General features: G+C 74.4%; 22 protein-coding genes. 15 read left to right on the top strand and 7 right to left on the bottom strand.

Going from position 1 to position 23,266, the window contains the following annotated elements; genetic code table 11:
- The first annotated feature begins 67 nt into the window (after positions 1 to 67).
- On the top strand, positions 68 to 1,555 hold the full coding sequence (locus tag PUR56_RS22470) for a glycoside hydrolase (RefSeq protein WP_329950231.1): 1,488 nt from the start codon (positions 68 to 70) through the stop codon (positions 1,553 to 1,555).
- A gap of 146 nt (positions 1,556 to 1,701) precedes the next feature.
- Positions 1,702 to 2,136 (top strand): VOC family protein, encoded by a 435-nt coding sequence (locus tag PUR56_RS22465; protein WP_329883790.1) that lies wholly within the window; start codon positions 1,702 to 1,704, stop codon positions 2,134 to 2,136.
- Between the two features lie 81 nt (positions 2,137 to 2,217).
- Here PUR56_RS22465 and PUR56_RS22460 read toward each other — a convergent pair whose 3' ends face one another.
- Genes PUR56_RS22460 through PUR56_RS22450 form a run of 3 tightly spaced genes read right to left on the bottom strand, consistent with a single transcriptional unit; the run spans position 2,218 to position 4,419 of the window.
- Positions 2,218 to 2,595 (bottom strand): hypothetical protein, encoded by a 378-nt coding sequence (locus tag PUR56_RS22460; protein WP_329883789.1) that lies wholly within the window; start codon positions 2,593 to 2,595, stop codon positions 2,218 to 2,220.
- Between the two features lie 46 nt (positions 2,596 to 2,641).
- Positions 2,642 to 3,319 carry a response regulator transcription factor gene (locus PUR56_RS22455; RefSeq protein ID WP_329950230.1) on the bottom strand — a complete coding sequence of 226 codons (678 nt, stop codon included), beginning with the start codon at positions 3,317 to 3,319 and terminating at the stop codon, positions 2,642 to 2,644.
- Positions 3,316 to 4,419 carry a sensor histidine kinase gene (locus tag PUR56_RS22450; RefSeq protein WP_329950229.1) on the bottom strand — a complete coding sequence of 368 codons (1,104 nt, stop codon included), beginning with the start codon at positions 4,417 to 4,419 and terminating at the stop codon, positions 3,316 to 3,318. The genes PUR56_RS22455 and PUR56_RS22450 overlap by 4 nt, the downstream gene beginning before the upstream one ends.
- A 186-nt stretch (positions 4,420 to 4,605) precedes the next feature.
- On the opposite strand from PUR56_RS22450, the gene PUR56_RS22445 reads away from it, so the two are divergent.
- Positions 4,606 to 5,268 carry a hypothetical protein gene (locus PUR56_RS22445; protein ID WP_329950228.1) on the top strand — a complete coding sequence of 221 codons (663 nt, stop codon included), beginning with the start codon at positions 4,606 to 4,608 and terminating at the stop codon, positions 5,266 to 5,268.
- Between the two features lie 55 nt (positions 5,269 to 5,323).
- Here PUR56_RS22445 and PUR56_RS22440 read toward each other — a convergent pair whose 3' ends face one another.
- Entirely contained in the window at positions 5,324 to 5,977 is a 654-nt protein-coding gene (locus PUR56_RS22440) for a nucleotidyltransferase domain-containing protein (RefSeq protein WP_329883785.1), read from the bottom strand.
- A 176-nt stretch (positions 5,978 to 6,153) separates the two neighbouring features.
- On the opposite strand from PUR56_RS22440, the gene PUR56_RS22435 reads away from it, so the two are divergent.
- Genes PUR56_RS22435 through PUR56_RS22425 form a run of 3 tightly spaced genes read left to right on the top strand, consistent with a single transcriptional unit; the run spans position 6,154 to position 9,880 of the window.
- A complete protein-coding gene (locus PUR56_RS22435; protein ID WP_443034547.1) occupies positions 6,154 to 6,741 on the top strand; it encodes a (2Fe-2S)-binding protein in 588 nt (195 codons plus the stop codon).
- Positions 6,738 to 7,772 carry an FAD binding domain-containing protein gene (locus PUR56_RS22430; protein WP_329950227.1) on the top strand — a complete coding sequence of 345 codons (1,035 nt, stop codon included), beginning with the start codon at positions 6,738 to 6,740 and terminating at the stop codon, positions 7,770 to 7,772. The genes PUR56_RS22435 and PUR56_RS22430 overlap by 4 nt, the downstream gene beginning before the upstream one ends.
- Positions 7,769 to 9,880 carry a xanthine dehydrogenase family protein molybdopterin-binding subunit gene (locus tag PUR56_RS22425; RefSeq protein WP_329950226.1) on the top strand — a complete coding sequence of 704 codons (2,112 nt, stop codon included), beginning with the start codon at positions 7,769 to 7,771 and terminating at the stop codon, positions 9,878 to 9,880. Before PUR56_RS22430 ends, PUR56_RS22425 begins: the two co-directional genes overlap by 4 nt.
- A 433-nt stretch (positions 9,881 to 10,313) precedes the next feature.
- Here the strand turns inward: PUR56_RS22425 and PUR56_RS22420 are convergent, their stop codons facing one another.
- Positions 10,314 to 10,784, bottom strand: a complete 471-nt coding sequence (locus PUR56_RS22420; protein ID WP_329950225.1) for a GNAT family N-acetyltransferase — start codon at positions 10,782 to 10,784, stop codon at positions 10,314 to 10,316.
- A 217-nt stretch (positions 10,785 to 11,001) separates the two neighbouring features.
- Between PUR56_RS22420 and PUR56_RS22415 the strand changes: the two genes are divergently transcribed.
- On the top strand, positions 11,002 to 12,207 hold the full coding sequence (locus PUR56_RS22415; protein ID WP_329950224.1) for a mechanosensitive ion channel family protein: 1,206 nt from the start codon (positions 11,002 to 11,004) through the stop codon (positions 12,205 to 12,207).
- Here PUR56_RS22415 and PUR56_RS22410 read toward each other — a convergent pair.
- A complete protein-coding gene (locus PUR56_RS22410; protein WP_329950223.1) occupies positions 12,204 to 13,229 on the bottom strand; it encodes a YihY/virulence factor BrkB family protein in 1,026 nt (341 codons plus the stop codon). The genes PUR56_RS22415 and PUR56_RS22410 overlap by 4 nt on opposite strands.
- 955 nt (positions 13,230 to 14,184) lie before the next feature.
- Here PUR56_RS22410 and lanKC point away from each other — a divergent pair.
- The 7 genes from lanKC (at position 14,185) to PUR56_RS22375 (ending at position 22,250) form a co-directional block, all read left to right on the top strand.
- On the top strand, positions 14,185 to 16,860 hold the full coding sequence (gene lanKC / locus PUR56_RS22405) for a class III lanthionine synthetase LanKC (RefSeq protein ID WP_329950222.1): 2,676 nt from the start codon (positions 14,185 to 14,187) through the stop codon (positions 16,858 to 16,860).
- 115 nt (positions 16,861 to 16,975) lie between these two features.
- Positions 16,976 to 17,113: a SapB/AmfS family lanthipeptide gene (locus PUR56_RS22400; protein WP_329883777.1), complete on the top strand. Its 138-nt coding sequence runs from the start codon at positions 16,976 to 16,978 to the stop codon at positions 17,111 to 17,113.
- A gap of 204 nt (positions 17,114 to 17,317) precedes the next feature.
- Positions 17,318 to 19,108, top strand: a complete 1,791-nt coding sequence (locus PUR56_RS22395) for an ABC transporter ATP-binding protein (RefSeq protein ID WP_329950221.1) — start codon at positions 17,318 to 17,320, stop codon at positions 19,106 to 19,108.
- Positions 19,109 to 19,259: 151 nt separating this feature from the next.
- Complete coding sequence (locus PUR56_RS22390) at positions 19,260 to 20,174, top strand: GNAT family N-acetyltransferase (RefSeq protein WP_329950220.1); 915 nt, start codon at positions 19,260 to 19,262, stop codon at positions 20,172 to 20,174.
- A 292-nt stretch (positions 20,175 to 20,466) separates the two neighbouring features.
- Entirely contained in the window at positions 20,467 to 20,667 is a 201-nt protein-coding gene (locus PUR56_RS22385; protein ID WP_329883774.1) for a hypothetical protein, read from the top strand.
- A gap of 42 nt (positions 20,668 to 20,709) precedes the next feature.
- Complete coding sequence (locus tag PUR56_RS22380) at positions 20,710 to 21,411, top strand: restriction endonuclease (protein WP_329950219.1); 702 nt, start codon at positions 20,710 to 20,712, stop codon at positions 21,409 to 21,411.
- Positions 21,412 to 21,563: 152 nt separating this feature from the next.
- On the top strand, positions 21,564 to 22,250 hold the full coding sequence (locus PUR56_RS22375) for a ribonuclease H family protein (RefSeq protein ID WP_329950218.1): 687 nt from the start codon (positions 21,564 to 21,566) through the stop codon (positions 22,248 to 22,250).
- Between the two features lie 70 nt (positions 22,251 to 22,320).
- Here the strand turns inward: PUR56_RS22375 and PUR56_RS22370 are convergent, their stop codons facing one another.
- Positions 22,321 to 22,500, bottom strand: coding sequence for a hypothetical protein (locus PUR56_RS22370; RefSeq protein WP_329950217.1), 180 nt, complete (start codon positions 22,498 to 22,500; stop codon positions 22,321 to 22,323).
- A 309-nt stretch (positions 22,501 to 22,809) separates the two neighbouring features.
- Between PUR56_RS22370 and PUR56_RS22365 the strand changes: the two genes are divergently transcribed.
- Positions 22,810 to 23,235, top strand: a complete 426-nt coding sequence (locus tag PUR56_RS22365) for a carboxymuconolactone decarboxylase family protein (protein WP_329950216.1) — start codon at positions 22,810 to 22,812, stop codon at positions 23,233 to 23,235.
- Positions 23,236 to 23,266 lie beyond the last annotated feature (31 nt).

Here is a 23,266-nt window from a genome sequence, read left to right as displayed (position 1 = left end):
GTCGGTACGGTACTGTGCCGTTCGCGTGCGTCGGGATTCCGGCGCGGGGGACCTGTTTGGGGGGCTGATGGAACGTCGTACTGTCCTGCGCGGACTGGTGGGTGTGCCGGTCGGGGCGATGGCGGTGGTTGCCGCTGCGGGGCCCGCCAGGGCCGACTTCACCACCACGGTCAATCCGTCGCACACCTGGGGCACCTGGGAGGGCTGGGGCACGTCGTTGGCCTGGTGGGCCAACCAGCTGGGCCCGCAGGAGGACCTGGCCGACGTGCTGTTCAGCCGGAAGACCGTCCAGTTCCACGGTGAGACGGTGCCCGGCCTGGGCATGAACGTGGTCCGCTACAACGCCGGCGCCTCGGGGACGAACAGCATCGGCGGCAGGACGATGAAGCCCGTCCCGGCGCTGGACGGTTTCAAGAAGATCGAGGGCTACCAGCTCGACTGGTTCTCGGACGACCCGCAGTCGGCGAGCTGGAACTGGAACGCGGACGCGAACCAGCGCGACATGATGTGGCTGGCCCGGGACCGGGGCGCAGACAAGTTCGAACTCTTCACCAACTCGCCCATGTGGTGGATGCTGAAGAACGACGATCCGCGCGGAGCGGTCAGCGGCCACACCTGCAACCTGCAGGACGGCAACTTCGGCCGTCACGCGGCGTACCTGGCAACGGTGGCGCGGTACGCCCACGACCACTGGGGCATCGACTTCACCTCCGTTCAACCCGTCAACGAACCGCTGGCCAAGTGGGAGGCGTCGACGGAGTCGATCGAGGGGCAGGAGGGTTGCCACTACGACCGCCCCCAGATCGCCGAGATCGTCCGGCAGACCCGCGCCCAGCTGGACGTGCGGGGCCTGCACTGGATGATGGTGGCGGGTCTCGACGACTGGGGCGTCGGAAGCGCCGTGTACAACTGGACCAACAACTCCGACTTCGACGCCGCCACCCGCGCGGCCGTGGGCCGGGTCAACGTCCACGGTTACGAGGACAACGGCGACCGCTACGCACTCCACCAGGCCGTGGCGGCGGACAACAAGGACATCTGGATGTCCGAGTACGGCGACGGGGACACCAGCGGCATGCTCCTCGCCCGGAACCTCAACTACGACCTGCGCTGGCTGCACCCCACGGCCTGGGTCATCTGGCAGATCCTCGACTGGAACAACTACGGCGCGATCAGCCTCACCAACGGCGTGATCGGCGCGGTCAACCCCAAGTTCTACGTCCTCGCCCAGTACATACGGCACATCCGCCCCGGTATGACGATCATCGACGCGGGCCACCCCGACGCCGTCGCGGCCTACGACGGCGTCAACCACAAGCTGGTCATCGTCGCCGTGAACTACGGGGGAGACGGGCAGACGATCGACTTCGACCTGTCCAGGTTCAGCACGCCCGGCCAGGACAACGCCCTGATCGGCCGGTGGGCCACCGGAACGAACCCCGGTGGCGAGCGCTACCGGTACTACGAGGACACCTACCTCCACGGCAACCGGTTCTGGTCCACCTTCAACGCCCGTACCGTGCAGACCTTCGAGGTCTCCGGCGTGTACCTGTAGGCCCCACGCCCGTCACGCCCGTCACACCCGTCGCGCCCCTCGCGGCCGCCCCGTCCGGCGGCCGCGAGGGGCGTCGGCCCGTCCTGGCGCTCACGCGTGCCGGCGGACGACCGGCGGCTGTCGGAGGTCCGCAGTACGCTCCTGCCATGTCAGCCACCATCGATCTGACCCTGGATTGCGCGAACGCACAACTCCTCGCCGATTTCTGGAAGACGGCGCTGGGCTACGTCGACGAGCCGCCACCCGCCCCCTTCGCGACCCGCGAGGAGTGGCTCGCGCAGTTCGACCTGCCGGAGGACGAATCCGTCGACGACGGGGCGTGGCTCTGCGATCCCGACGGCGTCGGCCCCCGCCTCACGATCCTCAAGGTCCCCGAGCCGAAGACGGCGAAGAACCGGCTCCACATCGACGTCCGGGTGCCGGGACACGGCAGCCCCGAGGAGCGGTGGGCCCGGATCAAGGCGGAGTCCGATCGGCTGGTGACGGCGGGTGGGTCCGTCCTGGCGGAGTTCGACGGGCATCACGTGGTGATGGCCGACCCCGAGGGCAACGAGTTCTGCGTCGCCGCGGCCTCGGCCTGAAGCCGCCCCGGAGCGGGCACCCTGTGCCCGCTCCGGGCCGGGCCGGTCCAGTCCGGGTGGGGCTGATGCGGTGGGCCGTGATCAGTACGGGAGTCCGATCAGGCCCCAGCCCCGCTCCCCGGCCCCCGTGACCACCTCGCCCCACTCGCGCAGGAGCGCGACGGCCTCGTCGAAGCGGCCGGACCGGATCGCCCGGCCATCGGCTTCGTCCTCGGTCCGGGCCTGGGCCTGGGCGTCGAACGGTTCGCGGAGCTCCTCCAGCCGCGGCTCCGCCGTCCGCCAGTCACGGACGAGCGCCGGCACCTCACCCGGCGCACGGAGCAGGAAGTCGGCGTCCTCGCACGACTCGCAGCAGAAGTACGGGTGCACGGCGTCGGTCACCACGACCAGGCGCTCCCCCGCCGGTATCCGGGCCAGCCGCTCCCAGTCGGCCATGACCACGGTGATGTCCAGTCCCATCCGTGCAGGCTAGCAACCGGTCGTGGCCACGGTGCCGGGCCCGCCCTCAGCCGCCGACCGTACGGGCGTGCTCCCACGCCCAGGCGGCGATCCCCACCCGGTTGCGGGCCCCGATCTTGCGCTGGATCGAGGCGAGGTGGTTCTTGACCGTGCCGGACGTGATGAACAGCGCCGCACCGATCTCCGCGTTGGTGGCCCCGTCCGCCACGAGCACGGCGATCTCGCTCTCGCGGGCGGTCAGCGCCTCCGCACCCCCCGTTGACGCCGCCCCCGCACCGCCCGCCCGGGGGCGCTGCGCCGGAAGGAGCTCCGGCTGCGAGAGCTGCTTCAGCAGCCGGACGGTGATCTGCGGGCTGATCAACGTGTCCCCGGCGACCGCCGCCCGGACCGCCTCCGCCAGCAGGGCCGGGCCCGACCGCTTCAGCAGGAAGCCCGTCGCCCCGGCCCGCAGCGCGGCGTGCACGTACTCGTCCAGGTCGAAGGTGGTCACCACGACCACCCGGAACTCCCCGCCCAGCTGCCTGGTCAGCTCCAGGCCGTCCAGCCGGGGCATCCGGATGTCCGCGAGCACCACGTCCGGGCACAGCCGCCGGGCCAGTTCGAGGGCCTCCACACCGTCGGCCGCGCCGCCGACCACCTCGATGTCCGGCTGTGCTCCGAGGATGATCGCGTACGCGCTGCGGATCGCCTCGTCGTCGTCGGCGAGCAGAACCCTGATGGTCATCGGCCCTCCAAGGGCATACGTGCGGTGACCAGCCAACCGCCGTCACCCCGACCGGCGGTGAGCGTTCCGCCCAGCGCCTCCACCCTGGCCGCCAGTCCGGCCAGCCCGCTGCCGCCGCCCCGGCGCGGGCCCGGATTGGCCGCGCCGCCGGTGCCGTCGTCGGCCACCGTGACCTCCAGACCGCCCCCGACCCGGAGGACCCGCACCACGACCGCACGCGCGGCGGGCGCGTGGCGCCGGACGTTCGTCAGCGCCTCGACGACGACCCGGTACGCCGTCGCCGCCACCTCGCGCGGTACCCCGGTGTCCTCCTCCGGGGCCTCCAGCTGCACGGAGGTACGGCCGGAGGACGCGAACCGGTCGACCAGGGAGGCGAGTTCCTCCAGACCGGGCTGCGGTGCGCGCTCGGCTCCCGGCTGATCCCGCGGTGTCCGCAACAGGTCGACCGTCCGGTCCAGGGCACCGAGCGCCTGTTGCCCGGCCTTCTCGATCCGCTCGAAGAGCGCCGCCGCGCCGACCGGGTCGGCGGCCGCCAGGACCGTGCCGGCCTGGGCCAGCGCGACCATGCCGCTGACGTCGTGCGCCACGAAGTCGTGCAGGTCGTGCGCGAGTTCGATCCGCTGGGCCCGGCGGGCGGTCTCCACCGAACGGCGCCGGGTGTCGTCCAGGCCGCGCAGGTACAGCCCGGCGAGCGCCGCCGGGACGACGAGGACCGCGCCGAACCCGGTGAGGGTCAGCGGGTCGGCCGCCGCGTCGGCCCCCTCGAACCGGGACGGCCAGAGTGCCACCGCCAGGCCGACGGCCGCGACCGACACCGATCCGGGCCGGCGCCGGGAGTGGCGCAGCGCGAGGACCACCAGCAGGATCAGCGCGGCCAGTTCGGCCAGCGCCGCCAGCGCGGGTATCCGGTCCGCCTCCTCCCACCGACCGAGGAGCGCGGTCGCGGCGGTGACCGCCAGCGACACCGCGGCAGCGACCGCCGCGGTCACCGCCGCACTCGCCGCACCCGCCGGAGTCGCCGGCCCGTGCCGTCGTCGCACCGTCAGAGCGAGCACCGCCACGCCCGGTACGGCGAGAGCCGCCAGCGTTCGTCCGATCATTCTTCCACCCCCATGCCCCCACCTTACGGATCTTCGGGCCCGGCCACCCCTGCCGATCGGCACATACGGGCCCGGGCCGGACCTCCCGGAACAGCCCGATCGGCATCTGCCGCGCCACCCCGCCCGACCAGCAGTCTTGAGGCATCGCAGCGGCCGACCGGGCCGCCGGGAAGAGGAGCCAGTCCCATGATCGACACCACGCAGTCCTTCCGGTCCGCCGGGTCCGCCGAGTCCGCCCGGTCCACCCGGACTCCGGCCCGGCAGGCCCGGCCGTCCGGCCACGGCGCCGTCCGGTCCTCGTTCCATCCGGCCGGCGTCCCGGCCGAAGCCCCCGCCGTCGCCCCAGCCCCACGCTGGGCCGAACTCGCCGCCAAGGCGGCCGTCTGGACCACCGTGCCGTCCGGGCTCTGGCGGATCGCCTTCGCCTTCGGCGCGACGATGGGCTTCTCCGGTGAGGCGCTCGCCTTCCTCCACCAGAACGTCCCCGGCTGGGGCACCGTCTACATGCTGACCCTGAGTACGCTCGCCGAGGTCCTGGCCTTCCTCACCCTCGGCCTGGTCCGCCCCTGGGGGCGGGTGGTCCCCCGCTGGATGCCCCTGATCGGCGGGCGCGCGGTCCGCCCCCTCGCCGCGGCCGTCCCGGCCGCCCTGGGCGCACTGGTCCTGACGGCCGCGGGCGTCCTCGGTGTCCTCTGCTGGAACAGCCCCGACAACATGGGCAGCCCCGACGCCCCGCAGGGCCTCGCCGCTCTGGTGATGACCCTCTGCTACCTCCCCCTGGTGGCCTGGGGCCCGCTCCTCGCCGCCGTCACCGTCGACTACGCCCGCCGCACCCGGGGGCGCCGGTGACGCTGCACGGCGAACCGGAGCCGTCGGAGTGCGGGGCCGTCCGTGTGCGGGGTCTTCAGCGCGCGGGGCCGTCGACCGGCGGGAGGTCCGCCAGCCAGCCGTGTCCCGGATGCACCCGGGTGAGGAGCGCGGCCAGGGTCTGCCGCTGGGCCCCGTCCATCAGGGGGAGCGCGCCGGCGAAGTCGTGCCGGTCCTTGGGGCGGGCGGCCTTGGCCTTGAACAGCAGCGCCAGTTCCGGCGCGAGGTACGGGATGCCGTCCACCGTCCGGCGGACGACGGCGGTGTACGGCAGGCGGATCGAGGGGTCGCGCCGGCAGATCCAGGTCGGTCCGTCGTGCGGCTCGCGGAAGACGTCCACCAGGAAGTCCCCGGTCGCCGGGTCGCGCAGCCAGGTCTGGTGGGACAGTCCCGCCACCTCCGGCGTGAGCTCCCAGAGACGGCCGGACGCGACGACGTCGAAGGCGAACGCGTCGAACCGGGCCCGGATCTCGGGGAACCGCGCGGCCGGGACCGCGATCTCCAGGTCGTCGTGCCGCCGGGTCCGCTCGCCCCTGAACAGGTCGACGGCCCATCCCCCGGCAACGCACCAGGGAGCCGAGACGCCTGCGAGCCGGGCCGCGACCTCGGCGGGCGTCCAGGCGTTCGCCCATCTGGCCCCGGCCTCGGCCTCGGTGATCCCGACGCCACCGGGAGGAAGTCCATCGGTCATCCGACCAGCCTACCGAGAGGTCGATCACGGAACGGGTTCCCCGCAGGACGCCGTCCGGTGAGCGAGCACGGCGAGAGGCGCGCCCGCCTGCGGCACCGCTCCCCCCTCGACGCGGCACGGTGCGGCGTTTCGGTGGTCTGCGCGGCGGCGGCGTGTCCGGACGCGACCCCGGTGGAATGCCTGGCCTCATGGATCCCACCGAAACCGTGCCGACCGCGAGCACGATCACGCTGACCGTCAACGGCCACCCGCACACGCTCACGGTGGACCACCGGAGCACCCTGCTGGACACGCTGCGGGACCGGCTCGGTCTGACCGGCGCGAAGAAGGGGTGCGACCACGGCCAGTGCGGGGCCTGCACGGTGCTGCTGGACGGGCGCCGGTTCAACAGCTGTCTGCTGCTCGCCGTCGCCCAGGACGGCGCGGCCGTCCGGACCGTGGAGGGGCTCGCCGGGCCGGACGGGCCGCACCCGCTGCAACGCGCGTTCGTCGAGGAGGACGCGTTCCAGTGCGGCTTCTGCACACCGGGCCAGCTCTGCTCGGCCGCGGGCCTGCTCGACGAGACGGCCGCCGCGGCGGAGCGGCTCGACGAAGCGGCCGTCCGCGAGCTGCTCAGCGGCAACCTCTGCCGTTGCGGCGCCTACCCCGGCATCGTGCGGGCCGTCTGCCGGGTGCTGCGGGACGCCGCCGCGGGAGCGGCCGGCGGGCAGGGCGCCGGCGGGCGGCCGGCCGGGGCCGGCGCGGGATCGCGGGTCGCCGGATGAGGCCGCTCGGATACCACCGCCCGGCCGACGTGGCGTCGGCCGTCGCCCTGCTGGCCGCCCACCCGCAGGCCCGGGCACTGGCCGGCGGAACCAACCTGGTCGACCTGATGAAGCTCGGTGTGGAACGGCCCGCCCTGCTGGTGGACATCGCCCGCCTGCCGCTCGACCGGATCGAGGAGACGGCGGACGGCGGCCTGCGGATCGGCGCCACCGTCCGCAACAGCGACCTCGCCGCGCACCCCCTGGTCCGCGACCGCTACCCGCTCCTCTCCGGGGCCGTCCTGGCGGGGGCGAGCGGCCAGCTGCGCAACGCGGCCACCACCGGCGGCAACCTCCTCCAACGCACCCGCTGCCTCTACTTCCAGGACGTCACCAAACCCTGCAACAAGCGTCTTCCCGGCTCGGGTTGCCCCGCGCTCGACGGCGTCCACCGCGATCTCGCCGTGCTCGGCACCTCCGCGCACTGCGTGGCCTCCCACCCCTCCGACCTCGCGGTCGCCCTGGTCGCGCTGGACGCCGTGGTGCACCTCACCGGACCGGGCGGCGACCGCGCGCTCCCGCTCACCGCGTTCCACCGGCTGCCCGGCGACACGCCCGACCGCGACACCGAGCTCGCACCGGCGGAGCTGATCACCGCCGTCGAGCTGCCCGCGCCGCCGGCCGGCGCGACGGGCGGCTACCGCAAGGTCCGCGAACGCGCCTCCTTCGCGTTCGCGACCGTCTCCCTGGCCGTCCTGCTGACGGTGCGCCACGACCGGGTCGCCGGCGTCCGGCTGGCCTTCGGCGGACTGGCGCCCAAGCCCTGGCGGGCCCTCACCGCCGAGGCCGCGCTCGCCGGGGGCCCGGCCACCGAGGAGGCGTTCGCCCGCGCCATGGACGCCGAGCTGACCACCGCCCGCCCGCTGCGCGACAACGCGTTCAAGGTGCCGCTGGCCCACCGGCTGGCCGTCACCGAACTGACCGCGCTGGCGGTGCAGGCCGCAACGTCCGCCCCGAGCGCGCCGACCGACGAAGTCCAGGAGGACAGATGATCACCGACCGGGCGGACCTCGCCCGCCTCGAAGGCTGGGCCAAGGTCACCGGCACCGCCCGCTACGCCGGCGACCACCATCCGGACGGCCTCGCCCACGCCTGGCCGGTGCCCGCCACGATCGCCCGCGGCGACCTCGCCGCCGTACGGACCGAGGCCGCACTCGCCGTCCCCGGCGTGCTCGCGGTACTCACCCACCACGACGCGCCCGCGCTCGCTCTCCCCGACGACGGCGATCCGACGCTCGCCGTCCTGCAGTCCCCGCGGATCGCCCACCGCGGCCAGATCGTCGCCCTGGTCGTCGCCGAGACCCCAGAGGACGCCCGGGCCGGCGCCGCCGCCGTCGAGTGCGTCTACCGGCCGGAGCCGTTCGACGTCGTCCTGACCGACCACCACCAGGGCCTCTACACCCCGGCCCAGGCCAACGGCGGCCACCCGGCCGTCCGCGAGCGCGGCGACTTCGACACCGCCCACGGTCAGGCGGCCGTCCGGATCGACCGCACCTACCGGATCGGTCCGCTGCACAACCACCCGATGGAGCCGCACACCGCCACCGCGCAGTGGGACGGCGAACGCCTGACCGTGCACGACTCCAGCCAGGGCACCAACCAGGTCCGGACGACCCTCGCCACGCTGTTCGGCCTGGCCGTCACCGACGTCCTGGTGATCAGCGAACACGTCGGCGGCGGCTTCGGCTCGAAGGGCACCACCCGGCCGCACGCCGTGCTGGCGACGATGGCCGCCCGCCGGGTCGACCGCCCGGTACGGCTCGCGCTGCCCCGGGACCAACTGCCCGCCCTCACCGGATACCGCGCGCCCACCGTCCACCGGGTCCGGCTGGGCGCCGACGACGACGGCAGGATCACCGCGCTGGCCCACGAGGTGACGACCCGCTCCTCGACCGTGCGGGAGTTCGTCGAGCAGGCCGCCGTCCCGGCCCGGGTGATGTACCACTCCCCGAACAGCCGGACCGTCCACCGGGTGGTGCGCCAGGACGTACCCACCCCGTCCTGGATGCGGGCGCCCGGCGAGGCCCCGGGCATGTTCGCGCTGGAGTGCGCGATGGACGAGCTGGCCGAGACCTGCGGGCTGGACCCGGTCGAGCTGCGGATCCGCAACGAACCGGCCGTCGAGCCGGACAGCGACCGCCCCTTCAGCAGCCGCCACCTGGTGGAGTGCCTGCGCGAGGGCGCCCGCCGCTTCGACTGGTCCCGCCGACACGCGGACGGCCCGCGCCGCGAGGGGCGCCGGCTGCTGGGCAGCGGGGTCGCGGCCGCCACCTACCCGGTGCTGATCGCGCCCTCCACCGCCGAGGTCCTCGCCCGCCCGGACGGCACCTTCCTCGTGCGCGTCAACGCCACCGACATCGGCACGGGTGCCCGCACCGTGCTCGCCGCCGTCGCCGCCGAGACCCTGGCCGTCCCCCCGGACCGGGTGGCCGTGGAGATCGGCCGCAGCGACCTGCCGCCTGCGCCGCTCGCGGGCGGCTCGGCCGGCACCGCCTCCTGGGGGTGGGCCGTCCACGACGCCTGCACCGGGCTGCGCCGCGCGCTCACCGACCGGGGCGGTACGCCCCTCCCCTCCGAGGGGCTCCGCCATCGTGCCGACACCACCGACGCGGTCGCGGCGGGCAGTACCTTCGCCCGGCACGCCTTCGGCGCCCAGTTCGCCGAGGTCGAGGTGGACGCCGACACCGGCGAGGTGCGGCTGCGCCGGCTGCTCGGCGTCTTCGCCGCCGGCCGGATCCTGAACACCCGCACCGCCCGCTCCCAGTTCACCGGCGCGATGATCATGGGCGCGTCGATGGCCCTGCTCGAACACAGCACCCTGGACCCGGGGTTCGGTGACCACGCCGAACGGGACCTGGCCTCCTACCACGTCGCCGTCAACGCCGACGTCCCCGTCGTCGAGGCGTTCTGGCTGGACGAGCACGACGAACACCTGAACCCGATGGGGGCCAAGGGCATCGGCGAGCTCGGCATCGTCGGCACGGCCGCCGCCGTCGTCAACGCCGTCCGCCACGCGTGCGGCGTCCGCGTCCGCGAACTGCCGATCCGGCCCGAGGCCCTGCTGCCCCGTCTGCCGCACCTGCCGCACCTGCCGGGCTGACCCGGGGCACGGAAACCGGCAGGGAAGCCGGCACCGAGACCGAAAATTCTTCGGCTCCGGCTGGTGAGCGACCGTCATTTAGGGGGGTCGACGCTGAAGATCTTCTCGTCAGAGCCGGCCGCCGACCCATCGGCGCCCGGGCGCAGCGGGTCCCACTTCTGCGCGGCATCCGTCACCGAGCCTGCGACACGGTAGCCCTGGAGACACGGAGAGACCTGGCCCCGGCGAAGCTCCGCCGGGGCCGGACCCGTGTCCGCCACGTCGTCAGGTGACGATCACGTCGCTCACGGGCAGGAAGAACTCACCGCTCGCCCTCGCTCCGGTCCGCAGACATGCCTCCGCTCCCGCCGCCCGGCGACCGGCCGGACACTCCGAGTCACCGTTCGGGTCGGGTGGAGGGCCCCTGCCGCGCGTCGGCCGGCGCCGGGTCAGGTCAGGTCACGGGTACAGAGTTCGTTCCGGCCACCGGCAGGAGGTAGAACAGCTCGGGGTCGCCGTCGTCGAGGCCGTGCAGAAGGCCGACCGGGCTCCACCCGGCCCGTCGGAGCAGCCGCTGCATCGGCTGGTTGGAGACGTTCGTCGAGGTGAACAGCTTCGGGGTCGCGCACGCGTGCGCCGCGGCGTCGAGCAGTCCACGGCCGACGCCTCCGCCGCGCGCGGCGGAGGACACCATCAGCATCGGGACGAAGCCGTGCCCGAAGAACGTGTACTCGACCACGCAGTAGCCCAGCAGGCCGGACGGCCCCTGCGCCACCACCGCGAGGCCCTCCCGGCACCACCTCCGGATGCTCTCCCGCCGCCCGTCGTCGCCTCCGGCCGCGACCGTGTCGATCCCCGCCAGGGCATCCGCCTCCGACTCCCGCGCACGGCGCACGACGAATCCGCCCAGGTCCACGTCATCCATGCGGTCATCGTGTCAGCCCGCCCCGGGGGCGCGCCCGGAAGGGGCCTCTCCGGGGTGCCCGGCCGGTCAGGTGCCGTGCGGATGTTTGAACAACCCTCAGCGGGAAGGCGACGGACAGCGCCGCCCCGTCCGCGGCGCCCGGCGTCGAGGCCCCGGCTCTCCCCCCGGGGCCTCGACGCGTATCCGGACCCCGATCACGACCGGAGGAGAGACCCACATGCCGATCTGGACCGTCCTTCGCCCGCTGCTGGTGGCGGCCGCAGTGCCGGCCGCCGTCTTCGCCGTGGACCGGGTGCTGCAGCTGGCCGTCGGCCGGTTGTCCGCCGCCCGGCCCGGCGCCCGCCGGTGGCACGTGCTGCGGCGCTGCCGGATACCCGTGCTGGCGACGGCCACGGCGGCGTTGCTGCTCGGCTGCGAGCCGGCCGCCGGACTCGGCCCGGGCATCCGGCCGCCGGTCCGGCACGCGCTCCTGCTGGCGGTGCTGGTCAGTGCGGGCTGGCTGACCGCGCGGACGGTGTCGCTGTTCATCGAGTCCGCGCTGACCACGTACGCCGCCGGACGGCGGGACCCCGGGCGGGTGCGCCGGGTCAGGACCCAGGTCGACCTGGTCGGCCGGATCTCGGACGTGGCGATCGCGGTGCTCACCCTGGCCGCCGCCCTGATGACGTTTCCGGCGGTGCGCGCGGTCGGCGCCAGCCTGCTCGCCTCGGCGGGTCTGCTCGGCCTCGTGGCGGGCGTCGCGGCGCAGTCCTCGCTGGCCAACCTGTTCGCCGGGATCCAGCTGGCCTTCGGCGACATGGTGCGGATCGGCGACGTCGTGGTGGTGGCCGGCGAGTGGGGCACGGTCGAGGAGATCACCCTCACCGCCGTGGTGATCGCCACCTGGGACCAGCGGCGGATCGTGATGCCGGTCTCGTACTTCGCCGGCAAGCCGTTCGAGAACTGGTCCCGGCGGGACCCGGGGATCACCGGCACCGTCCTGCTGCACCTCGACCACCGCACGCCGGTCGAGGAGCTGCGCGCCGAGTTCGAGAAGCTGCTGGCGGGCGACGAGCGGTGGGACGGCACCGGCCGGGCGCTCCAGGTGGTCGACACCACCCCCAGCACCATCGTGGTCCGGGCCCTGATGACCGCGGCCGACGCCGACCGGGCCTTCGAGCTGCGCTGCGCGGTCCGCGAGCACCTGGTCGCGTTCTTGCGCGACCGGCACCCCTACGCGCTTCCGCGGGTCACCGTCGCCCGGACCGAGGCGGTGGCCGGGTCCTTCCCGGACGAGACGGCCCCGTTCCCTCCCGATGCGGTCCCGGCCCGCGGCCACGCCGAGGTGCCCACGCAGCGGCCGAACCCGTCCGAGCCGGCGGGCGGCGATCAGGACCGGAACCGGAACCGGGATCAGGAGCGGGAGCGGCCGGGGCGGAGTTAGACCGCGTCCCGCCCGGCGGCGGGCCCGGCCACGGCGGCCTTGGACACGGCTGCCCTGGACACGGCGGGCCCGGACGCCGCGGCCGTCCGCCGGCGGGCGAGCCCGGCGTCGAGTTCCAGGCCCAGCAGGACCGCCAGGTTGGTGAGCCAGAGCCAGACCAGGAACACCATCACCCCGGCCAGGGCCCCGTACATCCGCCCGAACGTGTCGACGTACGCGGCGAAGAGCGCGAAGCCGCCCGAGGCGGCCAGCCAGAGCGCGACCGCCAGCGCGCTGCCCGGGGAGATCAGGCGCGGTTCGCGGGAGGGGAGGTCGGGGGCCGCCCGGTAGAGCACCGCGACCGTCAGGGTGACCAGCAGCACCAGCCCCGGCCACTTGGCGAACGACCAGACGGTGAGGCCGAAGTCCCCGACCCCGAGCGCCCGGCCGGCCTGCTCGGCGATCGGTCCGGTGAGGACCACGATCGTCACCCCCGCCGCCAGCAGCACCACCAGCACCGCGGTCAGCGCCAGCCGTACCGGTGCCAGCCGCCACAGCGGGCGGCGCTCGCGGACCCCGTGGACGGCGTTGGCCGAGCGGATGAACGCGCCGACGTAGCCGGAGGCCGACCAGAGGGCCCCGACCGCCCCCAGTACCGCGAACGCCCCGCCCGCACCGGAATTCTGCTGCACCTGCCCGACGCCGTCCCGCAGGACGTCGCCGGCCGGGCCGGGCGCCAGCCGGCGCAGGCCGTCCATCACCTGCCCTCCGGGCGAGGGCCCGGCGAGGCCGAGCAGGCCGGTCAGCAGCAGCAGACCGGGGAAGAGCGCCAGCACCCCGTAGTAGGTGAGGGCCGCCGCCCGGTCGAACAGTTCGTCGCCGAGCAGCAACCGGCCGGCGTGCCGCAGCACCCCGTGCCCGGGCTGCGGGACGTGCCGATCGGATCCGTGGCGGGGCGCCCGTCGGGCGCCGGGCGCCGGGTGGCGGCGACGCAACCCGAACGGGCCCCGGTCGCCGCGGTGTCGGTGGGTCAAGGCCGGCATGGTCCCTCCTTCCTCGTACGGCTGCTCTCCTCAAGTCCCGTCCCGCGCACACCGCGCGGACGGCCCGGGCGCCCCGCCACCGCGTGCTGCCGGCGCGGGTGGATGCGCCTCGCTCGTCTGCCCGCCGCGGACCGCCGCACACGGGCCCGCCGCGCCGTCAGGCGGTCGCACACCTGCGAACCGACGCGGGTGGCTCGTGCGGCCTCGACCCCGACGGCCGGCGTGCTCATCGGTGCCCGATGGGCCGGAGGTGCCTCTGGGGCCGGACGGGTTCCGGCGGACCGCTCCCGTCCGAGGCAGCCAGGACATGCAGAAACGAATTTTCCGAATCCTAGAAATACTGTCGAAATAGAACTGAAATGCGGAACGGATGATTCTGTTCGGCATTTCGACAGAATCCGAACTCCCTTCCCGGGTGGTCCACGGACGCCGAAACCCTGCCCTCCGCCGGGCGTGCGCCGGAGCCGGCAGCCGCGAGGCGCGCGTGCCCACGCCGGTCGGCGGAGCCCCGGAGGGGCCGTCCCTCCAGGTGGTCGGCCATACAGTCGACGGGACGGGCGGACCCCCGCGCCCCGCTCCGGCCGACCCCGAGGCCGCCACCGGCGGCGAACGACGCCGAACGGCAGCAGCCGGCGCGTGGCCGCGCGCCCCGCTCTCGGAATGTCACCGGCGCAATCCGGGTGCGCAGAACCGGCCGTCCGGGCAGAACGTGCGCCGTTGCGGAGATTCCCCGGCGGACCCACTATTCGGATGGCCGTATCGCCATACAAGATTTCGATACCCGAGGCATTCGGCCGGCACCTCCCCGACGCCCGGGGCGGGCACGGATTCACCGTCGTCCCGCACCACGTCCTCGCTCCACGCCCCCGCTCCACCACCCCCCGCTCCGCCGCGCGCTCTTCCCGCCTGCACCGAACCCTGCACCGACCAGACCCCCGCCACGAGGAGGGTTCCGTTGGACAACCGGTACGAGGCCTACGCCTACGCCGACCCGCTCTTCTACGACTCGCCCCGGCGCTGGGGAGCGCACGAGGAGTTCGCCGCCGTCACCCGGCCGCTGCCCGACGGCTGGGAGCACGGCGAGCTGGAGATGTGGGCCGTCGTGCGTCCCGTCGGTGTCCGGATCCCCGACCAGGGCTGGAAGATCCACGTCTCCTCGTGCATCGAGACCGCGGAGGAGGTGCTGGAGACCGTCTTCTCCTACTGCCTCCGGGAGGGCGTAACCTTCAAGTTCCTGCGCGGGCTGCCGATCCTCCAGGTGCAGAACTCCAAGTACGCGCCGCGCGGCTCCAGCGGCAAGTTCTGCACGCTGTACCCGGTGGACGACGCGGAGCTGGAGCGATGTCTCGACGGTCTCGGCGAGCTGCTGGCCGGCCGCAAGGGCCCGTACATCCTCAGCGACCTGCGCTGGAAGGACGGCCCGCTCTACCTGAGGTACGGCGGGTTCGCCGAACGCCACTGCCGCAACGAGGCCGGCGAGCGGGTGCTGGCCCTCGTCGGACCGGACGGCCGGCTCGTCCCCGACGTCCGCGGCGCCGGTTTCTCCGTCCCCTCCTGGGCGCCCGTCCCGGCGTGCATCGCCCCGGCCGTCGCCGAGCGCGCCGCGCCGCAGGACACCGGACTGCCGTACGCGGTGGAACGCGTCCTGCACTTCTCCAACGCCGGCGGCGTCTACCTGGCCCGCGACGGGAAGGACGGGCCGCCCGTCGTACTGAAGGAGGCGCGCCCGTTCGCCGGCCTCGACCAACGCGGCGTCGACGCGGTGACCCGGCTGCGCAACGAGCACGCCGTCCTCCGCCGTCTGTCGGGAGTCCCCGGAGTCCCGGCCGAACACGGCCTCCTCACCGCCTGGGAGCACGAGTTCCTGGTCCAGGAGTACGTGGCCGGGCAGTCGCTCAGCGCATGGCTCACGGCCCGCTACCCGCTCATCCACCCGGACGCCGACGAGAGCGCCGTCGCCGAGTACACCCGGGACGCCGTCGCGGTCGTCGGTCAGGTGGAACGGGCCCTGGCGGGGATCCACGCCCGCGGTGTCGTCTTCGGGGACCTCCACCCGCACAACCTGATCGTCCGTCCGGACGGCGAGCTCTGCTTCATCGACTTCGAACTCGCCAGCACCGTCGACGACTTCCTCCGGCCCGCACTCGGGGCAGCAGGGTTCACCGCCCCGCCCGGCCACACCGGGACGGACATCGACCGGTACGGGCTGGCGGCGATCCGCCTCTGGCTCTTCTACCCCCTGGTCCAGCTCACCGCCCTCGACCCTGGCAAGGCCGGCCAGCTCGCGGACGCCGTCGAGCGCCGCTTCCCGGTACCTCCCGGCTACACCGACGACATCCGCCGCTACCTCGGCTCCTCACCGGACGACGGCCGCACGCCCCGCCCCGAACTGAGCCACGGACACGCCGAGACCCGCGCGCTGCTGGAGCAGCCGGTCGCCGACTGGCCCGCGATCAGGGACTCGCTGGCCGCCGGCATCGCCGCGACGGCCACCCCCGAACGGACCGACCGGCTCTTCCCGGGCGACATCGCCCAGTTCACGCACGGCGGACTCGGCCTGGCCCACGGCGCGGCCGGCGTGCTCTACGCCCTGCACACGACCGGCGCCGCCGTCGACCCCGGACACGTCGACTGGCTGGCGGACGCCGCCCGCAGCCGAAGCCTCCCGGCCGGCCTCTACCACGGCGGCCACGGCGTGGCCTACGTCCTGGACCTGCTCGGCGAGCACCAGCAGGCACTGGGTCTGCTGCGCCGCCTCCCCGGGGCCGTGGACGGCGAACAATCACCGGGCCTGGCCACCGGTGGCCCCGGCATCGCGCTCACCCTGCTCCACTTCGCGCTCGCCACCGGCGACGACCGGATGCTGGACGAGGCACTCGACGTCGCCCGGTCCGCCGCCGGGGCGTGGGAGAAGGCCGGGAACGGCGACGCCAAGCGCCGCTCCGGGCTCCTGGCCGGTGCCTCGGGAGCCGCGCTCGCCCTCGTCCGGCTCCACGAACACACCGGGGACCACTCACTGCTCGACCAGGCCGAGACGCTCCTGGGGCTGGACCTCGAACGGTGCGTCGAGGTGAGTGACGGGACGCTCCAGGTGGTCGACGGCCGCCGGGTCCTGCCCTACATCGAGACCGGCAGCGCCGGGATCGGCCTCGTGCTGGACGCACTGCTCGCCCACCGGCCGGACTGCGTCCTGGCGGAGCGGGAGGCGGCGATCCTGCGGGCCGCCGAGCCCGAGTTCGTCATCCAGGCCGGTCTGTTCAACGGACGGGCCGGGCTGCTCGGCTACCTCGCCCGCACCGGCGGGCGAGCGGGCGGCGGGAACGGCGCGGCCGGTGCGACGGGTGACGCCGGTACGGCGGGCGCCCCCGACACCGCCGGTGCCACCGATTCGGCGGACCGCACCGCGCTGCTGGACCGCCAACGTGCCCTGCTGGCCCTCCACCGGATCCCCTACCGAGGACGGCTCGCCTTCCCCGGCGACCAGTTGCTGCGCCTCTCGACGGACCTCGCGACCGGCTCCGCCGGCGTGCTGCTGGCCCTCGGCACGGCCCTGGCGGGCACCCCGTTCCTCCCGTTCACCGGGGCGCCCGGCACCGCGCCCCCGCGCCGGCGCCCTGCCGCCCCCCGCTGACCCCACCCCCGTCGGCGGGCCCACCGGCCCGCCGACCCCGGGCGCGGATCCCGCGCCCCCACCGACTCCCGGCCGTCCGGTCGGGTGATGCACCGCACGAGCGAAGGAGAACGTCATGGCGATCCTCGACCTCCAGACCCTGGAGCTGCCCGAGACCGAGGCGGCGCAGATCGACGACACCCTCGCGAGCACCAGCTCGCTGAGCGTCCTGAACTGCGGCACCAGCACGGTCAGCACGCTCCTCTGTCTCTGATCCGTACCGCCGCCCGCCGGGGCGGTCCGTACGGGGAGATCGGCCGGTAGTCCTCGGACACCCGGTCGGTCGCCGGGCCGCAGCGGTCACCGCTGCGGCCCGGCCCGTCCGCACGGAGCACGTGCGCGCGGAACCCGCCCGCACCGAGCTCCTCCGGGCCGACCTCCCGGACGCCCACCGCCGGCCCCAGCAGAGAGGTGTTCCGTGGCCGAACAGCCCGCAAACGCCCCCGCCCCCGCCTCACCGGTGGTCCGGCTGCGCCGCGAACTCGCCGCCCAGCCCGTCCGGCTCGCCGTCGCCCTGCTGCTCGCCGTGGTGGCCACCGCGGCGGGAATCGCCCTCCCCCTGCTGGTCCGGAAGATCGTCGGCGACTTCTCCGCCCACCGGTCCCTCGCCCCCGGACTGCTGATGATGGGTGCGGCCGCCCTCGGCGGGGCCGTGGCCCAGGCCCTCTCGGGTCTCCAACTGGCCCGGATCGGCGAGCGGATGACGTACCGTCTCCGGATCGCCCTCATGGCGCACGCGCTGCGGCTTCCGCTGCCCGTCGTACGGGCCCGGGGCACCGGCGACCTCGCCGCACGGGTCACCTCCGACGCGCAACTCCTGCGTCAGGTGGTGGAGGTGGCGACCCAGCTGCCGCTGGCCGCGCTCAGCGTCGCCGCGACCCTCGTCGTCATGGTGTGGATCGACTGGGTGCTCACCGTGGTCACCGTCGCCGCCCTCGTCGTCCTGACCGTCCTGGTGCTGCTGATCCTCCGCCGGATGAAGTCCAACGTCACCGGGCAGCAGGACGCGGTGGGGCAGATCGCCCAGCGCTTCACGGCCAACCTGGAGGCCCTCACCACCATCAAGGCGTACCGGGCCGAACCGGTGGCCGACCGGTTCCTCGCCGAGGACGCCGAGAAGCTCCGCGCGGTCTCGCTGACGGGGGCCAGGCTGGGCGCCCTGGTGCCCGCGGTGCTGACGCTCGGCAACCAGTTCGCGATGATCGCGGTGATCCTCACCGGCGGCGCCCGGCTGGCGGCCGGCGACCTCCAGGTGGCGGCGTTCGCCGCGTTCCTGCTCTACCTGCTCCAGACCGTCCCGGCCGTGAACACGCTCGCGACCGGCTTCGGGCGGCTGCAGGCCGGGCTGGCCGCCCGGGACCGCTGCAACGAACTGCTCGCGGTACCGCCGGAGGCCGACCCGGACGACGCCGACCGGACCACCCCCACCCCGTCCCCCGATGCCCCGGCGGTCGTCTTCCGCTCCGTGTCCTACACCCACGCCGGGTCGGACGACGCCGCCCTGCACGCCGTGTCCTTCGGCATCCCGCGCACCGGTCTGACGGCCGTCGTCGGCCCGTCGGGCGCCGGGAAGAGCACCGCCCTCTCGCTCGTCGGCCGGTTCGTCCGGCCCTCCGCCGGCTCGGTGAGCGTCCTCGGCCACGACGTCCGGAGCTGGCCCCTGGGAGCGCTGCGCGCCCGGATCGCCTACGTGGACCAGGCGTTCACCCTGGTCGAGGCCAGCGCGAGGGAGAACCTCCAGCTCGGCCGGGCCGGGTCGGCGGGGGACGGCGAGCTGGCCGAGGCGCTGGCCGCCGTCGGCCTGGCCGAGGACGTCGCGCGGCTCCCGCAGGGCCTCGACACCGTGCTGGGCCGCGAGTCCGACCTCTCCGGCGGCCAGCGCCAGCGGCTGGCACTGGCCCGGGCGCTGCTCACCGACGCCGACATCGTGCTGCTCGACGAGCCCACCAGCCAGCTGGACGGCCTCAACGAGCTGCGGTTCCGCACGATCGTGGAGCAACTGGCCCGTAGTCGGGCCGTGGTGGTGGTCGCGCACCGGCTCTCCACGGTCCAGCACGCCGACCACGTGATCATGATGAACCGCGGGACCGTCGTCGACGCCGCGGACCACACCACACTGCTCACCCGCTGCGTCCCGTACCGCGAGCTCGTGGCCAGCCAGGCCGGCCCGTCCCTCCTCGGGGACCGCCGACTCCGCCTTCCCGGCTGATCAGGCGGTCGGTTTCGGCCGCGACCTCGACGCGGCGGGCACAGCGGTGCGGGCACGGCGATCCGGGCACGGCAATCCGGGGGGCCCTCCCTCCGCCCCGTCGCGTGGGAACCCGGTGGCGGAGCGACGGGTGAACGGGTTGAATCCCGCGGTGAGCCACGTCGCCAACATCATGATCTCCGTCGATCCGGACGATCGACCGACCGTCGAATCGCTGAGCCGGTGGTTGCAGACGTCCGCCCCGCTGCGCGGCCACGGGCCCGGTGCCGTCGGCCGGGTCGGATCGCTCGGCGAGACCACCGGCAAGGACACCCGCCGGGGCGGCGGCAAGGTCCCGGAATGCGACGTCTACGCCGGAGCGCTCGACCACGCGGACCTGGCCGGGCTGATCGCGCACGTCGAACGCCTTGCGTGGAGACAGCCCGAGTTCGTCCAACTGTTCGTGATGGACCAGGAACAGTCCTCCTTCCGGGTGTGGATGTTCCACGGCCCGCTGCTGCGGCAGATCGCCCCCGAAGGCCGGGAGGAAGAGGTCCGGCCCGCGGGCGGCCCGCCGGACATCCACACGCGGTTCGCCCTCGCCGGCGACGTCGAGCTGCTCCGCGACATGGTGGTCGCCGCCGTCAACTGGGGGCCCGGCCCTGCCGCTCCCCGCGAGGCGGTGCTGTCCGATCCGCGCAACGCCCACTACGTGGACGGCTGGCCCCGGCCGGGCGACCTGGGCCTCGTGGCGCTCGCGACCCGGGAGGTCGACCGCTGGGAGCCGACTCCGGTCGGCGCGGCGTGGCTGCGGCACTTCACCGAGGACGATCCCGGCTACGGCTTCGTCGGCGACGACGTGCCGGAACTGAGCATCGGCGTCGACGCCGCGCAGCGGGGCCGGGGCACCGGGACCGTGCTGATCCGGCGCCTGCTGCGCACGGCCCGCGAGGCCGGCATCGAACGCGTCTCGCTGAGCGTCGGGCGGGACAACCCCGCCGTGGGGCTGTACACCCGCGAAGGCTTCCGTCTGCACGGCCGGGACGAGGGCGAGGACCCGCTGACCATGGTGGTCCACCTGCGGTGAAGGTCACCGGCCGGGCAGGTCGACCGGGGTGCGAGACACAGGAGCACGGCGGGAGACGCGCGCCTCTCTCCCTGGGCGTGCGCGGGAGTTCGCGCCGGTCGGCCAGGATCGGGCGGCGGCCTGCCCGTCCGGAGTGAGAGCGCACAGGACCGGCGGGGACTTGTTCGGGTGCGGCTGAAATTCTTCGAAACCCACCTCGGCCCGGGCGCGCCTCTGGCATGCTCTGCCGGACAGTCCTGACTCCGTGTCACCGGGGTCTCACGCACAGCGAACCGAGTGTCCGGGGTGGACCTTGCAGTACACGATCAGCGCCTCCGTGTTCCTGGGGATCATCATCCTCATCCGACTCTCCCGGCGAACCGAGGCCCGCAGCCGCAACGACGAGCGGATCACGGCGTTCAGCTGCGTCGTATTCGGCGTCCTGATCGCCGCGACGCCCTGGGGGGACGCGATCCTCCGGCTCGTCGGCGTCGTCGCCCAGGCCCTCGGTTGAGAACCGGACGGGTCGCGCGGACCGGCAGGACGGGAGCAGCGGGTGGCTAGGCGACGCGGGCCCGCGGCCCGGCGACGTGGCGGACGGCGGGGCGCGCGGCGCGACGAGGGCACGTGGCCGGCGGTCGTGCTGGTCGGAGCCGTGGCGGTCAGTGCGGTGACCGCCGCGGTGCGGTGGCTGGCGACGCACTGGTGGGTGCCGGTCGCGCTCCTGGCGGTGGCCGGCGCGGTCGCCGCCGCGGTGGGGCGGGCGCGAGTCGTCGCGGCTCGGGAGCGGCGGCGCCGACTCGCCGGTCTGCGCATGGCGTTGAGCGGCCCCGGCGGCATCGACCACATGAGTCCGGACGGGTTCGAGTACGCGGTGCGGGACCTGCTGGCCCGTGACGGCTGCCGCGCGGAGAAGGTCGGACGCTCCAACGACCAGGGCGTGGACGTGCTCGCGGACGATCCGATGGGGCGGCGGTGGGCGGTGCAGTGCAAGCACAAACAGGACCCGGTCGGCGGCAAGCCGGTGGGGGTCGGGGTGCTGTACGCCCTGGCCGGGACGTTCCAGCGCGTCCACGCCGCGCAGGTGGCGGTGGTGGTCACCAACGGCCGGTTCTCCCGCGACTCGGTGAGGTGGGGCGCGGAGCAGGGCGTCCTCCTGGTGGACCGGGCCGCTCTGGCCCGGTGGGCGAGCGAGGGGCGGCCCCTGTGGGACGTCCTGCCCCGCGTCCCCGCACCACGCAACGGGCAGCTCAGCTGAATCCGCCAGCAGAGACGAACATATGACGACGCGTCATTTCGGTGCGGTCGCGCCGGCCGGGCTCCGGGCCGGCGGGGCGGGCACGCTCTCCCGCGCGGGGTGGTCCGACGCCGTCTTGGACCGCACGGGCCGGGCCCTGGCATGATCGGTCCATGATCGAACGAGTCATCGCCGCCTGTGACGGAGCGGCCAAGGGCAACCCCGGGCCGGCGGCCTGGGCCTACGTGGTGGCCGACAGTGCCGGGATCCCGCAGCGCTGGCAGGCCGGTCCGCTCGGACACAGCACCAACAACGTCGGCGAACTGACCGCGCTGCAGCAGCTGCTGCTCGCCACGGACCCCGCCGTGCCGCTGGAGGTCCGCCTCGACAGCACGTACACCCGCGACGCGGCGACGAAGTGGCTGGTGGCGTGGAAGCGCAACGGGTGGAAGACCGCGGCGGGCAAGCCGGTGGCCAACCGCGAGCTGATCCAGCAGATCGACGCACTCCTGGCGGGGCGGGACGTCACCTTCGTGTACGTTCCCGCCCACCAGGTGGACGGCGACCCGCTGAACGCCATCGCCGACAAGGCCGCCAGCGACGCCGCCCGCACCCAGGAAGCGGCGGCCGGGACGGCCTCCGACCTGCCCGAGCCCGACCCGGTCACCGGCACGTCGGCGCGGAGCGGACGCGCCTCCGCCGCACCTGCGGCCGGGAAGCGTCCGGCGGGTGGCACGCGGACCCTCAAGGCCCGCTACGCGGGCACGTGCCCGTGCACCCGCGCCTATGCCAAGGGCGACACGATCACCAAGGTCGGCAGTAGCTGGGGGCACCCCCAGTGCGCGGGCGCCCACGCCTGACGCCCACGCGCCCGGCACCGGGGCCGGGGGCCCGCGTCATCGGGGCCGGTGGCGCCGGTGCCGGCGCGGATCAGCCGCGCTCGCCCTCCTCGTCGGGCGCGGCCTGCGGGTCGGGCGGAAGACCGGCCTCCTCACGGTCCTCCTCGGTGCGCTCTTCGAGCTCGTCCTCGTCGGGCCGAAGCGGCAGGCCGCGTCCGTGCCCGGTGTCGGGGTCGCCCTCGACCTGCTTGTTGGACTTGTGGTGTGCCATGGCTCCTCCTCGTCCGGACGGCGCCGTCGCAGGGTTCCGTTGCGCCGGCTGCCGGTGCCCGGGGACCACCCATCCACTCAAGCCCCCGCCGGCGGCGCCCGCAAGCCGAGCCCGCGCGGATGACGGGCGGGCGGGGTGTTCCGGGTCGAGGAGGGCAGGTCGCACCGCGTCGCCGGTGTCGGACTTGAGCTTGAGTGCACTCGAAGTCCTACGGTCGTGCCATGCCCCCCGGCCGCCCGGCCGGTGGCCATGGCAGAACCGGACACACGACGAGAAGCCGCCGCCGCGCGCTGGAAACGGACCACCGGAATGAGCCACTCCGCCACGAACGACGCCGAGACCCGCCAGGACCGCTTCGACCGCGGGATGGAGATGCTCACCCGTGTCGACGGCGAGGGCGGGCAGCGGGTCGTCGACGCGCTGGCCGACATCAGCCCCGAGCTCGCCCACCAGGTCGTCGCCTGGGGGTTCGGCGAGATCTACCGCCGCCCCGGGCTGGCGCCGCGGGACCGGCAGCTGGTGACCCTCGGCATGCTCACCGCGCTCGGCGGCTGCGAGCCCCAGCTGGACGTCCACGTCAACGCCGCCCTCAACGTCGGCCTCACCCCCGAGGAGATCGTCGAGGCACTGCTGCACTCCGCCGCCTACTGCGGCTTCCCCAAGGCCCTCAACGCGACCTTCGTCGCCAAGAAGGTCTTCGGCGAGCGCGGCCTCCTCCCGGTCACGGCCGGCTGACCCCCGGAAGCCGCGGCGCCCCGACGCCTGA

Origin of the sequence: Streptomyces sp. BE303 (assembly GCF_036290945.1) — a bacterium.
In the GTDB taxonomy this organism is placed as follows: domain Bacteria; phylum Actinomycetota; class Actinomycetes; order Streptomycetales; family Streptomycetaceae; genus Kitasatospora.
Note: the sequence above shows the minus strand (reverse complement) of the source record. Positions and strands in the feature narration are given on the sequence as shown.

What these genes read in the sequence shown, in the direction of transcription:
- PUR56_RS22470 (WP_329950231.1), top strand. Translation starts at nt 68, where the DNA reads ATGGAACGTCGTACTGTCCTGCGCGGACTGGTGGGTGTGCCGGTCGGG.
- PUR56_RS22465 (WP_329883790.1), top strand. Translation starts at nt 1,702, where the DNA reads ATGTCAGCCACCATCGATCTGACCCTGGATTGCGCGAACGCACAACTC.
- PUR56_RS22460 (WP_329883789.1), bottom strand. Translation starts at nt 2,595, where the DNA reads ATGGGACTGGACATCACCGTGGTCATGGCCGACTGGGAGCGGCTGGCC.
- PUR56_RS22455 (WP_329950230.1), bottom strand. Translation starts at nt 3,319, where the DNA reads ATGACCATCAGGGTTCTGCTCGCCGACGACGACGAGGCGATCCGCAGC.
- PUR56_RS22450 (WP_329950229.1), bottom strand. Translation starts at nt 4,419, where the DNA reads ATGATCGGACGAACGCTGGCGGCTCTCGCCGTACCGGGCGTGGCGGTG.
- PUR56_RS22445 (WP_329950228.1), top strand. Translation starts at nt 4,606, where the DNA reads ATGATCGACACCACGCAGTCCTTCCGGTCCGCCGGGTCCGCCGAGTCC.
- PUR56_RS22440 (WP_329883785.1), bottom strand. Translation starts at nt 5,977, where the DNA reads ATGACCGATGGACTTCCTCCCGGTGGCGTCGGGATCACCGAGGCCGAG.
- PUR56_RS22435 (WP_443034547.1), top strand. Translation starts at nt 6,154, where the DNA reads ATGCCTGGCCTCATGGATCCCACCGAAACCGTGCCGACCGCGAGCACG.
- PUR56_RS22430 (WP_329950227.1), top strand. Translation starts at nt 6,738, where the DNA reads ATGAGGCCGCTCGGATACCACCGCCCGGCCGACGTGGCGTCGGCCGTC.
- PUR56_RS22425 (WP_329950226.1), top strand. Translation starts at nt 7,769, where the DNA reads ATGATCACCGACCGGGCGGACCTCGCCCGCCTCGAAGGCTGGGCCAAG.
- PUR56_RS22420 (WP_329950225.1), bottom strand. Translation starts at nt 10,784, where the DNA reads ATGGATGACGTGGACCTGGGCGGATTCGTCGTGCGCCGTGCGCGGGAG.
- PUR56_RS22415 (WP_329950224.1), top strand. Translation starts at nt 11,002, where the DNA reads ATGCCGATCTGGACCGTCCTTCGCCCGCTGCTGGTGGCGGCCGCAGTG.
- PUR56_RS22410 (WP_329950223.1), bottom strand. Translation starts at nt 13,229, where the DNA reads ATGCCGGCCTTGACCCACCGACACCGCGGCGACCGGGGCCCGTTCGGG.
- PUR56_RS22400 (WP_329883777.1), top strand. Translation starts at nt 16,976, where the DNA reads ATGGCGATCCTCGACCTCCAGACCCTGGAGCTGCCCGAGACCGAGGCG.
- PUR56_RS22375 (WP_329950218.1), top strand. Translation starts at nt 21,564, where the DNA reads ATGATCGAACGAGTCATCGCCGCCTGTGACGGAGCGGCCAAGGGCAAC.
- PUR56_RS22370 (WP_329950217.1), bottom strand. Translation starts at nt 22,500, where the DNA reads ATGGCACACCACAAGTCCAACAAGCAGGTCGAGGGCGACCCCGACACC.
- PUR56_RS22365 (WP_329950216.1), top strand. Translation starts at nt 22,810, where the DNA reads ATGAGCCACTCCGCCACGAACGACGCCGAGACCCGCCAGGACCGCTTC.